The organism is Kurthia senegalensis (assembly GCF_000285595.1).
GTDB classification, from domain to species: domain Bacteria; phylum Bacillota; class Bacilli; order Bacillales_A; family Planococcaceae; genus Kurthia; species Kurthia senegalensis.
Genome location: NZ_HE611068.1, coordinates 13927 through 25776, shown reverse-complemented (window position 1 = coordinate 25776; position 11850 = coordinate 13927). Strand labels below are relative to the sequence as shown.

The following is an 11850-nucleotide window of genomic DNA, read 5'->3' as shown; positions in this document are numbered from 1 at the left end:
AACTAGAAAATCGTGCGAAAGCACGATTTTTTTCATTGGAGTAGAAAAAAATGTTTTGTAAATGATATCTAATTTTTCCTAATATACTGTTTTTTTAATAAAAAGTGTGTTACATTGACTGACGGGGACGTCATTTATACACGATAAGGAGTTGAATATCCATGTCATCATGTAAACCAACCACACCATCGAAGGAAAATAAACGTCAACACGTTCGCAAGCCGGAATGGCTAAAAATCAACATTAAGGCGAATAAAGAGTACAAAGAATTGAAAACCTTAATGCGCGAAAAAAATCTTCACACAGTTTGTGAAGAAGCGCGCTGTCCGAACATTCACGAATGTTGGGGAGAGCGCCGTACAGCTACTTTTATGATTTTAGGTTCTGTATGTACACGTGCTTGTCGTTTCTGTGCCGTGAAGACTGGATTGCCGACTGAGATTGACTTAGCCGAACCAGAGCGCGTCGCAGACTCCGTTGTATTAATGAATTTAAAGCACGTCGTAATAACAGTTGTAGCCCGTGATGATTTGAAGGACGGGGGCGCGAGTGTACTGGCTGAAACAGTGCGCGCCATTCGTCGTAAAAGTCCACAAACTTCCGTTGAAGTGCTACCATCTGATATGGCCGGCGTGAAGGAAAATCTTCAAATTTTAATGGACGCGAAGCCCGATATTTTAAATCATAATATCGAGACGGTTCGTCGTCTAACACCAAGAGTTCGTGCAAAAGCGAAGTATGATCGTTCACTTGAATTTTTACGTCGTTCAAAAGAAATGCAACCTGACATTCCTACAAAGTCATCTCTTATGGTAGGATTAGGGGAGACGGAAGAAGAAATTCTAGAAGTAATGGATGATTTACGCGCTAACAATGTAGATATTATGACAATCGGTCAATATTTACAGCCGACGAAAAAGCACTTGCCCGTACAAAAATATTACGCACCAATCGAATTCGGTCGTCTGCGTAAAATTGCGATGGAAAAAGGCTTTAAACATTGTGAAGCAGGTCCTTTAGTTCGCAGTAGTTACCATGCAGATGAGCAAGTAAATGCAGCGACTAAAACTCGACAAATGCAAGCGGAATCGTAAATCCTGTAGGAGGGTTCAAATATGATCGTTGCAGATCAATATGAATACGAAGTCGTGCAAGATTATCGCAATGCCTTTAACGAGGAAGAGTTTAAAGGACGTTATGCCGACATATTATCAAAATATGATTATATTGTTGGCGATTGGGGCTACGGTCAATTGCGTTTGAAAGGGTTTTACGAAGATCGAAACCAAAAGTCGACTTTCGATACGAAAATCAGCACACTTGATGATTATTTATACGAATATTGTAATTTTGGTTGCGCTTATTTTATCGCTCGTAAAATCGGCAAAATTGAGCCGCCAGCACCTGAAGAAGTTACGAAAGAATCAAAAGAAAAAAAGTGACGGAACCAGTGCAAGAAAAACAACCTGCGCAATAACATGACATGAAAAAAGGGAACTCGCCTAGGCGAATTCCCTTTTCTTGTTTGTAAAGTCACATTAAACGAGTTCATGTAAGTAATCACGTAACTCTTGTGCTTCATCTGCTGGTCGTTTGTAAACGTGCTCTAAATAACCAGGCTCATCTAAATCGTCAGAACCGATAATAGCAAAGCGATTCATTTGCATATCGAGCACTAAAATTTTACCGTAAAAGCGATTGCTTTGTGTAATGACTAAGTCATAACGTTGGTTGTCACCCATGAAGCTTACGAAGCGTGTTTGTGTATCTTCTAAATCGTCATATAAGAAAAATCTATCCAATGTAAATGCTCCTTCCGCAGTTAAAGTTATGTTACTATAAGGGAGTTAATACTATCAACTTTTTTCAATTGGAGGAATTGCTGTGTACTTTATCGACAGTAAAAAAATTACAAATAACTTATCATATATGGATGATATCACTGCAGTATTTGAGAGTCGTGAAAACTGGTTGGAAGATGCGGTTTCTAAATTAGCATTAGAACGTATTGCCAACGTTTATATTGAAGCGATTATCGACATCGGTAATACGATGATCGACGGTTTCATTATGCGTGATCCAGGTAGCTATGAAGACATCATTGATATTTTAGTAGATGAAAAAGCAATACCTCAATCGTTTGATGCAGATTTAAAATTATTACTAACAGTTCGTCGCCCACTTGTTCGTGATATTTTAGAAGTAGAAGACGAAGAAATTTTACGTATTTTAAATAAAATTATGCCTACACTTAAACAGCTTCGTCACTCAATTGAAACGTTCGTAGAAAAAGAAATGGGTTCTACTGTAACGGCATTCATTCCTGAGGAGGACTAGAATGAAAGTTTATAAAGCGTATTGTTTTGATTTAGATGGTACGGTTTATCGTGGTGGGACAGCGATTCCAGAAGCCGTCACTTTTATTCAGCAATTGCAACGACAAGGAATCGAACCTTTTTTAGTGACGAATAATGCGAAGTATACGCAAGCGCAACAACGTCAAAAAGTCGCAGCGATGGGATTAGACATTGCAGAAGATCATATTATGACGTCAGCGATTGCGACAGCGAAATATATTCGTACTCATTATCCTGAATCAACAGTGAAAGTAATCGGCCAAGACGGTCTTGTTGAAGCGGTACGTCAAGAAGGTTTGACCGTTGTAGAAAAAGAACCAAACATTGTCGTACAAGGGCTAAGTGCTTCTATTTCATATGAAGACATTGAAGACGTTTGCTATGACATTCAAAATGGGGCACTTCATATTGCGACAAATGGTGATTTAAAATTACCAAAAGAGCATGGTTTTGCGCCGGGGAATGGTTCTTTCGTGAAGCTCGTACAAGGTGTTACAGGCATCGAACCACTGATGATTGGAAAGCCAGAAGGTCATATGCTCGAAATAATCCGAACGCAGTATCATTTTGAAAAAGAAGAGATGCTCATGATTGGAGACAATTATGATACGGATATTTTAGCAGGCATTCATTATGGAATCGATACGTTGCATGTCGATACAGGCGTGACGCGTCAAGAAGATGTGAAGAAAATGGATTTACAGCCAACTTATTATGTAAAAACATTGCAAGATGTAGATTGCTTATAAAAAAACGGGTACATGATGAATAGTCATGTGCCCGTTTTAAAATTCATATGAAGAAAACATTGGATTGTTTTCGATTGCTGTGTAAATGTTTTGAAGCAGTTCTTCCGGCGTAGCACCTTCGACGACATCGCCTTCAACGACTGCATACAATGATTCAGAACAGCGCGTGCAGAAACTTAGACAACCGTACTCAAGTACTTCTACATTTGGATCTTTTTCTAATGCTTCGAATACAGACTGTGCGCCCATCGCTAAGTTGCTCACGCAAAATTCTACTAATGGATTCAAATCTTGTTCACCTCTAGTGCAAAATCGTACTATTATTTGCTCGATTAGTCAATGATTCCACATTAATTGTGAAAAGTATCACAAAGATATTGTGAAAAGTATCACAATCATTTATACTCGTAAAGGATAGAAAAGTTGTAACTAAATTGTCATATAAAAAGGAGAAACACCACAAATGAAGAACTTAGTATTATTAGGCGGCGGTTATGGTAATATGCGCGTATTGTTACGTTTGCTACCGAACAACCTTCCCCAAGACGTTCAAATTACACTTGTTGACCGCGCCCCATATCATAGTTTGAAAACTGAATTTTATGCTTTAGCCGCAGGGACTACACCAGAAAGCCATATTCGTGTTCAATTCCCAGGACATGATCGCTTGAAAGTCGTTTACGGAGAGGTAACAAACGTAGACCGTTCGAAACAAATTGTACAATTAGCAGATGGCACAGACGTCGCTTACGACGATTTAGTCGTTGGCTTAGGTTGCGAAGACAACTATCATAACGTACCAGGTGCTGAAGAATTCACATACAGCATTCAATCAATGAAGAAATCTCGTATCGCATATGACGCAATTAACTCATTACCTACAGGCGCTACTGTTGCCGTTGTAGGTGCTGGTTTATCAGGTATCGAGTTAGCTTCTGAATTACGTGAAAGCCGTTCAGATTTAAAAATTAAACTATTTGACCGTGGACCACGTATATTGAAAAACTTCCCAGAACGTTTAAGCCGTTACGTACAAAAATGGTTCGACAGCAATGACGTTGAAGTTATTGCAAATTCAGATATTACAAAAGTTGAAGAAGGCGCATTATTTAACCACGAAGATCGAATCGATGCAGATATTATCGCTTGGACTGCAGGGATTCAACCTGTTAAAGTAGCACGTGATATCGAAGGCGTTGAAATGTACCGTGGTCGTATTAAAATTACTGAGCACTATCACTTACCAGTCGATGAACACGTATTCATCGTAGGTGACTGTGCGCATTCAGATGTCGGTGGTCCAAGTGCACAACTTGCAGAAGAACAAGGAGATCGTATTGCGATTGTTCTTCAAAAACGTTGGAAAGGCGAAACACTTCCAGCAACATTAGCACCAATTAAATTAAAAGGTTTCATGGGCGCATTAGGTAAAAAACAAGGGTTCGTCAACTTAGGGAATTCAACAGTGACAGGCCGTATTGCACGTATGATGAAATCTGGTTTATTATGGATGTATAAACATCAAAACGGTTAATAAATCGTATTGCATAATAGAAGAACGAGGTTGGGATAAACCCCTCGTCAGTAAGAAAAGACATTCATGATTTTATTCAAATCATGAATGTCTTTTTTTGTCTGATTTTTTTCGTTTCGGTCAACATTTTCCGCAAGCACAGCTTCATCTCATTTTTGCGAGAGCGCGAAAAAAATGGATATAAAATAATCGCAATCGTTAATAGTAAACGAACATCGTATTTTTCGAATAACTTACCGGCAAACGGTAAGACGATCAACGTCATAATCGCACCGACGCTTAAATAAAGTGTTAAGTTGCCCATACCGATTCCTAACTCAGTAGAAACAGGTGTTAAAAATAAGCTTGAACCATTTGTAATAGCTCCTTTTGCTAAGCCTAGAATCAAACTAATGCTAATTAACATAACCCAAGCATAATGAAAAGATGTTTTCTTTTCGTTCATCATGAAATGCCCCCTAAATAAAATAGTTGTAGAAATAAAACTAAGCATTATCATAAGGTATTACATCATATAGTAGCATGAAATGTATGTTTAAAAACATTTTTTTCTATTTAAAACAATAATTTCTTTTTTAATGTTTTTCTCCGTTGGAATTTCTGTTGTTTTATAGGAATGAATTTAAATGAGGAGCTACATCAAAAAACAATAAAATTGAGGAATAAAAAAACTCTAAATACAAGGCGTATTTAGAGTGATAATAAAAGATTATGCTTGAAATCCTAGTTTTTCAAGTTGTGCATAAATAGGTTTGAGCTGAATATATCCTTCGCCAACTACTTCATTATTAATTAAAATAAGTGGATAAAAAAATTCATCTTCTCGAACGCGTGTTGCCCAATCCTGATGTCGTTCATTCTCAATTGGCTGTTCAATATCAATATAATTGATAGTGTACGTTTGTTCAGGATATTTGCGATCAATCGCTGCTTGTAACCATTCATACGTATCTTTTGAAGAAGGTGCATTCACACAACTCGCACAATGAACGTCTGCGCCGAAAATTTCGATTTCAATTGGTTCCTTTGGCATTTCTTTGACCCCCATGTTTCTTTAATGGATTTTTTAGCTTATAGACATTATAATAATTTTAGAGAGAGGAGTCGATACGAATGTTAGAACAAGTACAAGAAGTGCTCGATAAATTACGTCCATTCCTATTACGCGATGGCGGAGACTGTGAATTAGTAGATGTAGAAGATGGTGTAGTAAAATTACGCCTATTAGGTGCATGCGGTAGCTGCCCGAGTTCTACAATTACATTAAAAGCAGGGATTGAACGTGCTTTACTAGAAGAAGTCCCTGGTGTAGTCGAAGTTGAACAAGTATTCTAAGCAATGACTGCTTATAATAAATACGTATGATTTCATACGAAAAGAACCTCACTTTAACTTTTGTTAAAATTGAGGTTCTTTTTTGTTTATTGTTGGTCACGCATTTCTTGCCACGCATCTTTTGCCATTTCAATGATTTTTGTTTCATTCGATTGTCGCTGTTGTTCGATAATCGTTGAAAAATATCGAATAGCTTGATCGCGGTCACCGAGTTGGCGTGATAACACAGCGACGAGATAGCAAATACGAATTTCAGTCATATTGGAACTCGCATAATCACCTGTCGAAAAAGAAGATATATATTGATCACGCGCAAGGTGAATGAAGCGGGTTTCAGCTTCCTTTTTATTAAGGGTGCGGTAAATCCAAGCACAGCGTAGAGAGAGACCCGCTAATGTGACGTGTTTTTCATCTTTAAGCTGACCAGAAACGAGTGCCAGTTGATACGTTTGAAGCGCTTGTTCAGCTGTTCTTTCACCACTAAAGTCGTGATGCACCCATTTATCTGTTATTTTTTGACGAATTAAATCATTTGCTCCGGGTTTGAAGTACGTACTAAAATCATCTGTAAAAGCGAAGCCACAATGCTCACATACGAACACATTGTAAAAATAACCATTCACATCATTTTCGTATATGGGTCGAAAATCAAAATCAGAAGCGGCGATTTTTAATGATTTCGTGCGAACTTTTGTCGTTTTAAATTTCTTTTTGCATTGTATACAGTCCATTTGTTTTTCATAATAGGGTGAAAGTTCCAAAATATAGTCCTCAATTCTCATTAATATTATGTAGGTCTATTATATCACCTTGTATAAAAAAAGAAACGATTCAACTATTTTACGCGAACGATAAAAATTGATATGATACAGTTATAAAGAAAGCAGGTGTTTCATATGACAAAACAAATAGTAGATATTACAGAAGCAGCCGTATTTCATATTAATGAAATGATGGAAAACAATGAACAACAAGGCGCTTATTTACGTGTCTCTGTAAAAGGTGGCGGTTGTAGCGGTTTAACATATGCGATGGGCTTTGATACAGAAGTTGACGATGAAGCAGACGAAGCGTATGAAGAATTCGGTTTAAACATCGTCGTTGCGAAACAAGACATTCCTGTATTAAATGGAACGGTTATTGATTTCAAACAATCATTAATGGGTGGCGGTTTCACAATTGATAATCCGAATGCCATTGCATCTTGTGGTTGTGGCTCATCATTCCGTACAGCTAAAAATGCTGGTACACCAGCAAACTGCTAAATTGGACGATCGTCTTATTAAGAAATAAAGCTTGAACATATCGATGTTCACTCATATAGTTAACGCTTCTCAGTAAAGGATTCCATTTACTGAGAAGCGCTTTTTTATTGTTCATTGTGGATGGCTTTTAATGGTTTTTGTAGCACGTTTACACACGCTATAAATATCATCGTTATTAACAGTGCGATGAAACATAATGCACGAGGACCAGCTGGATCATCACTACCGATTGTTTTAGTTAGTATTTGTAGCGTTCCAGCCGCTAAAAGAATGAAGAGTATAGCGGCGAAAGCGCATTTTTTAATTGTTTGTAAAGCGTGAAGGGATTACTTTGAAATGGCATTATTTTTCTCTACGTATGTTACTAATTTGTACGCTTGATAAAGAGAAATGAACAAACATACACATAAACCGTACGCATAAATTAGAAATGGAATGAGAAAGGAAGTAGTTTCAGGATGGGATTTTGCATCTTTACTAGCTAGGAAAGGGAGCCAACTACATAAAGAAACTAAACCGAACCCAATGAAAACAATGCTTATTTTTAAGAAAATGGTCGAAACGCTTTTCTTATTCATACACACACCTCGTCTTTTTATTTAAATGATGACAAGCATTCTCGTATTGCCTTATGCAAATACTATGCCGCATGCGGTAAATCTTGTTATGATAAGAACGATATAAAAAATAGTTAGTTTCATGTAGGAATAAATAGTGCTTTTTTTATTTTGAAATGAAGAGGTTCAAATGAGAAGGAATGTGGGAATAGGACAAATAGGTAGGAGGAGTTGTGGATGGATCAAAATGAACGCTCTCGTGTATGGCTCGGTGTAGCCGCTCTAGTAGAAAATGAAATGGGCGAATGGCTCGTCGTTATGAAACGGTACGGTGGACTAGACGGGAAATGGTCTTTGCCAGCCGGATTCGTTAAGCCAGGAGAAACGGTAGATGAAGCGTGTCATCGTGAACTAAAAGAAGAAACGAATGTACAAGCGTCTCTTCAAGGATTTTTAGGATTTCGAACAGGCGTCTTGAAATATGATATTAGCGATAATTTAGCTGTCTTTTATTTAACAGCACATACAGCAGAACAGCAACTCATTGCACAATTAGATGAGTTATATGAAGTACGTTGGATGTCGCCAGAACAATTAGCGAAAGACGAGCGTACGTCGGTAATGATTTTAGAATTATTAGCGCTTGATTTATCTGCGAAACCTGTCCGAATGGACGAATTGAAAGAAGAAGATAATATTTTTGGATATACAGCATATAAATTATTTTTTTAAAAGAAGGACGTCAAATTTCTTTTTGACCCCTTCTTTTTTGCTATAATAAAACGAAAAAAGGAGGGGGTTCAATGGAGTGGAGTACGTCAACGAAACAAGAACAAGTAGACATTCGAATCGTCGGTATTTCTCGCCATCAAGAGCAGCAAAGCGATTGGCAACGATTTGAGGAAGAAACGGGTTTGCCTTTATCTGTTTTGTTAAAACGGGGCGATTTAGACGTTTCGTTTGGGCAGATGACTTTTTTACCGACAGCGACGACGCGTTATGTGTTCGTCGGATTACAAGAACGCAAACAATTGACGGTACAAAAAATGCAGCTGTTATGGCAAAAAGTCGGAAGTTGGTTAAGAGACCATTCGTATGCTGTGGCATCGATTTACTTAGAAAGCTTTTCTACGCCGCAAATGACCGAACAGCAAACGGCGGATGTGGCGATTTCTATGTTGCATTTAGAAAGCCAATTCATTCCGAACTATCAAACTTTTTCAAATGAAGCCGATGCACTAATAGAACGAATCTTCGTTGAAACGAACAAGCCGATTACACTTCTACCTGTAGACGGATTACTAACGTACGATGCACAAATGCGCCAGTTTATAGCGTTGCCACCTAATTTACGTTTGCGTGAACAATGGCTTCGGTACACGGCATCACTTTGTGAAACATACGGCGCAACGATGCATACATATTCAGAAAACATGTTACAACAACTCGGGTTCGGGGCATTGATTGCTGCGATGGATGATGTGGAACTTGTCGTATACGAAGCATCTTCAACGACGGCTATTTTATGTGTTGTCGACTTGGCATGTGACTTATTAGCCGCGATACGTGCGGTTCGCCTTATCGCAAAAGGGTATACGGTTATTTGTGCAATCGGAACGCAGCGTAAGCAAAGTATCGGTACTATTTTAACGTCTATTAGCGGAAAAACAATCAAAATTGGTCATGCATTTGATGCGCAAATGGTTGCTCTTTTAGATGTGATGACGTTTGCATCGATGCAACAATTCAAAAAAATATGGACGGTATGTGCTATTCAACATGATACGTCTCAAGCATTCGGTGCGGAAAGTGTGCTAACGATGACGAATCAGCCGGTTTACATAACGGAAAGTGATTGTTGTTTGCATCCGAAATACCGAAAAGTAAAAGGATGTGCGGACGTAGTCGTAGATGCGATGCGAGAGGGTAGTTTGTTAAAGCGTGGAGAAGTACTCGCAGCTTTTGCGAATATACCGTGGTTCCACATAGAAGTACCGAGCGATTTTGTACGTAATCAATTTTTGTTCGAGCAAGTCGTTACGAAATATAGTAAAGAGGATTAATATGATTAAAAACCCATATCTTTATAGTTATTTGCCACTCATTACAATCGTTTTATTCAGTTTGACATTCGGTTTATACAGTGTGAATGAAGCGGTTATTTTATTCCATAAAATTGGCGTGTACGGAGGAATGCATGAGTTTTTATCAGACGTTCAAATGCGTATTTTATTACTTATTGTATTTTCGCTTATTTATTTCATGGTTTTTTCAGCTTTAAAATTAATCGGCGAAACGATTCACGATGTTGGCATGCTTTTCTTTACGAAAGACAGTATTGATAAAGCGATGGAAAACAAAGCGAACGCTGGCGTCGTCATTTTTTTCTTCGGGGCATTAGCGTCTGTTGCCGGATTAGCGAATGTATTTCTTCTCGTCGGTATTTTTTACTATCAGCTATTTTTTATTTTATTTTCGTTACATACAAGTTGAGTGATTACTTATCATTCGGTTCTATTTTAGGCATTATGTTATTTGAAATAACGATGTGGATTCTGCTTTTGACTTTAGTCGTATACGCTATTTTCAAATTGTATAACGGCATCGTTTCTAGCTTGCCTTTTAATTAAATACAAATAAAAAGTCTAGGACAAAATCTTCGTCAATAAGAAAAGACATGCATGATTTGAATCAAATCGTGCATGTCTTTTTGGTTTTATTTAAAACGATTGATGGAGAAGGGGGTTAGGTCGAATTGTGGTTTTTCGTTCATTGCGAGGTCGCTTAAAATTTCACCTACAACGCTCGCAAATTTAAAGCCATGACCAGAAAAACCTGCTGCAATCGTAATGTTGGAATGATTCGGGTGACGATCAATAATGAAATCTTCATCAGGGGTCATCGAGTACATACACGTTTTTCCAAATTTCATTGGACCGACTTTCGGCATATATGTTTGGAGAAACGCATCGAGGTCACTTTTATCTTCTACTATGTCCCCAAAAGGAACACGTGCTTCATCCGGGTTGATGGAATCCCCGCCATCGTGACGTCCAATTTTTAACCCAGCACCATCAATTGATGGGAAGCCATAATACGCTTCCCCGTCAAAATCAAAAGCGAAACCCGGAAAGTTTTGTTGATCATATAGCGCTTCTTCTGCTTCATACCAAGCAAATGTTTTTCGGATTGGATTGAGTGGTAAGTCGAGAGCGAGTGAGTGAAGCAATTGTTTTGCCCAAGCACCGACAGAAATGATCGCTGTATTCGCCGTAAATCGTTCGCCTGTTGCTAGTTCTACTTCGACGATGTCGCCAACCGAACGTACAGCTACTACTTTACTATTCGTTCGAATCGTCGCACCTTCTTTTTCAGCAAGTGTTCGATAACTACGAATACAGTTTTCGACGCGCAATACGCCAGAAGTCGGTTCGAAACAGCCAATTAACTTTTTAGGAATGTGTATGCCTGCCCATTTTTCTTGAATCTCATCAGCACTTAACACTTCTAATGGTAAATCAAATTGTTTTGCACTTGCGATGACGTTGTTCATAAAGGGATGGTCTTTGTAGCCAATATTAACAATGCCAGTTTGATGGAAAATCGTTTCATCCGTTTGTCGTTGCAATTGTTCCCAAAGTTCCTTTGCGCGTAGTGCCATTGGAACGTAGTAAAGACCTTCGCCGTAAGCGTATCGGATGAGACGTGTTTCACCGTGATGACTAGCGTGGTCATGTGGAGGATTAAATGCATCTAACAATAAAACATTTTGTCCTTTTTTAGCTAAAAAATACCCAGCAGCAACGCCCATTGAACCGGCGCCTACAATAATATGATCATAATGCATTTGAAGAACCTCGTTTCTTTAACTATGTATGTGAACTGTAGTTTATAAAAAATAACTGTAAATATAAATAGATAAATGCGTTTATACAAATAAAATTCAAAAAATAAAACTATTCAAAAAAGTAAATTGAATTTTTCCTACCTGTTTACTATACTTTATTCAAGAAAAATATTCAATTTAGTTTTATTGTTCTGAATAATAGCGAA

General features: G+C 38.0%; 18 protein-coding genes. 11 read left to right on the top strand and 7 right to left on the bottom strand.

Annotated elements, in window-relative coordinates; translation table 11 throughout:
- Positions 1–161 precede the first annotated feature (161 nt).
- Complete coding sequence (gene lipA, locus KSHG_RS11685) at positions 162–1094, top strand: lipoyl synthase (RefSeq protein ID WP_010306604.1); 933 nt, start codon at positions 162–164, stop codon at positions 1092–1094.
- Between the two features lie 21 nt (positions 1095–1115).
- Entirely contained in the window at positions 1116–1442 is a 327-nt protein-coding gene (locus KSHG_RS11680) for a YutD family protein (RefSeq protein WP_010306601.1), read from the top strand.
- Between the two features lie 96 nt (positions 1443–1538).
- Here the strand turns inward: KSHG_RS11680 and KSHG_RS11675 are convergent, their stop codons facing one another.
- Positions 1539–1802: a DUF3055 domain-containing protein gene (locus KSHG_RS11675; RefSeq protein WP_010306599.1), complete on the bottom strand. Its 264-nt coding sequence runs from the start codon at positions 1800–1802 to the stop codon at positions 1539–1541.
- 82 nt (positions 1803–1884) lie between these two features.
- On the opposite strand from KSHG_RS11675, the gene KSHG_RS11670 reads away from it, so the two are divergent.
- The gene (locus tag KSHG_RS11670) at positions 1885–2337 is read left to right on the top strand and encodes a DUF86 domain-containing protein (protein WP_010306596.1); all 453 of its coding nucleotides are present in this window, start codon (positions 1885–1887) and stop codon (positions 2335–2337) included.
- Between the two features lies 1 nt (position 2338).
- Positions 2339–3106 (top strand): TIGR01457 family HAD-type hydrolase, encoded by a 768-nt coding sequence (locus KSHG_RS11665; RefSeq protein ID WP_010306594.1) that lies wholly within the window; start codon positions 2339–2341, stop codon positions 3104–3106.
- Between the two features lie 36 nt (positions 3107–3142).
- Here the strand turns inward: KSHG_RS11665 and KSHG_RS11660 are convergent, their stop codons facing one another.
- On the bottom strand, positions 3143–3394 hold the full coding sequence (locus KSHG_RS11660; RefSeq protein WP_010306593.1) for a YuzB family protein: 252 nt from the start codon (positions 3392–3394) through the stop codon (positions 3143–3145).
- Between the two features lie 175 nt (positions 3395–3569).
- Here KSHG_RS11660 and KSHG_RS11655 point away from each other — a divergent pair, with 175 nt between their 5' ends.
- Entirely contained in the window at positions 3570–4640 is a 1071-nt protein-coding gene (locus KSHG_RS11655; protein ID WP_010306589.1) for an NAD(P)/FAD-dependent oxidoreductase, read from the top strand.
- A 76-nt stretch (positions 4641–4716) separates the two neighbouring features.
- On the opposite strand, the gene KSHG_RS11650 is transcribed toward KSHG_RS11655, so the two are convergent.
- Both KSHG_RS11650 and KSHG_RS11645 read right to left on the bottom strand, forming a co-directional pair.
- Positions 4717–5088, bottom strand: a complete 372-nt coding sequence (locus tag KSHG_RS11650) for an MFS transporter (RefSeq protein WP_026022593.1) — start codon at positions 5086–5088, stop codon at positions 4717–4719.
- A gap of 261 nt (positions 5089–5349) precedes the next feature.
- Complete coding sequence (locus tag KSHG_RS11645; protein ID WP_010306584.1) at positions 5350–5673, bottom strand: YuzD family protein; 324 nt, start codon at positions 5671–5673, stop codon at positions 5350–5352.
- Between the two features lie 80 nt (positions 5674–5753).
- On the opposite strand from KSHG_RS11645, the gene KSHG_RS11640 reads away from it, so the two are divergent.
- Positions 5754–5975 (top strand): NifU family protein, encoded by a 222-nt coding sequence (locus KSHG_RS11640; protein WP_010306580.1) that lies wholly within the window; start codon positions 5754–5756, stop codon positions 5973–5975.
- 86 nt (positions 5976–6061) lie between these two features.
- On the opposite strand, the gene KSHG_RS11635 is transcribed toward KSHG_RS11640, so the two are convergent.
- Entirely contained in the window at positions 6062–6736 is a 675-nt protein-coding gene (locus KSHG_RS11635; RefSeq protein ID WP_010306577.1) for a DUF2225 domain-containing protein, read from the bottom strand.
- Between the two features lie 135 nt (positions 6737–6871).
- Here KSHG_RS11635 and KSHG_RS11630 point away from each other — a divergent pair, with 135 nt between their 5' ends.
- The gene (locus KSHG_RS11630; protein ID WP_010306573.1) at positions 6872–7240 is read left to right on the top strand and encodes a HesB/IscA family protein; all 369 of its coding nucleotides are present in this window, start codon (positions 6872–6874) and stop codon (positions 7238–7240) included.
- Between the two features lie 326 nt (positions 7241–7566).
- Here KSHG_RS11630 and KSHG_RS18855 read toward each other — a convergent pair whose 3' ends face one another.
- Positions 7567–7818: a DUF2975 domain-containing protein gene (locus KSHG_RS18855; RefSeq protein ID WP_010306569.1), complete on the bottom strand. Its 252-nt coding sequence runs from the start codon at positions 7816–7818 to the stop codon at positions 7567–7569.
- A 216-nt stretch (positions 7819–8034) separates the two neighbouring features.
- On the opposite strand from KSHG_RS18855, the gene KSHG_RS11620 reads away from it, so the two are divergent.
- From KSHG_RS11620 to KSHG_RS19275, 4 genes are all read left to right on the top strand, one after another.
- Positions 8035–8529, top strand: a complete 495-nt coding sequence (locus KSHG_RS11620) for an NUDIX domain-containing protein (protein ID WP_010306566.1) — start codon at positions 8035–8037, stop codon at positions 8527–8529.
- A gap of 71 nt (positions 8530–8600) precedes the next feature.
- Entirely contained in the window at positions 8601–9860 is a 1260-nt protein-coding gene (locus KSHG_RS11615; RefSeq protein WP_010306563.1) for a cytosol aminopeptidase, read from the top strand.
- A gap of 1 nt (position 9861) precedes the next feature.
- Positions 9862–10290 carry a DUF5366 family protein gene (locus KSHG_RS11610; RefSeq protein ID WP_010306559.1) on the top strand — a complete coding sequence of 143 codons (429 nt, stop codon included), beginning with the start codon at positions 9862–9864 and terminating at the stop codon, positions 10288–10290.
- A gap of 35 nt (positions 10291–10325) precedes the next feature.
- Entirely contained in the window at positions 10326–10427 is a 102-nt protein-coding gene (locus KSHG_RS19275) for a DUF5366 family protein (RefSeq protein WP_407635308.1), read from the top strand.
- 86 nt (positions 10428–10513) lie between these two features.
- Here KSHG_RS19275 and solA read toward each other — a convergent pair whose 3' ends face one another.
- A complete protein-coding gene (solA, locus tag KSHG_RS11605) occupies positions 10514–11644 on the bottom strand; it encodes an N-methyl-L-tryptophan oxidase (RefSeq protein ID WP_010306554.1) in 1131 nt (376 codons plus the stop codon).
- Positions 11645–11850 lie beyond the last annotated feature (206 nt).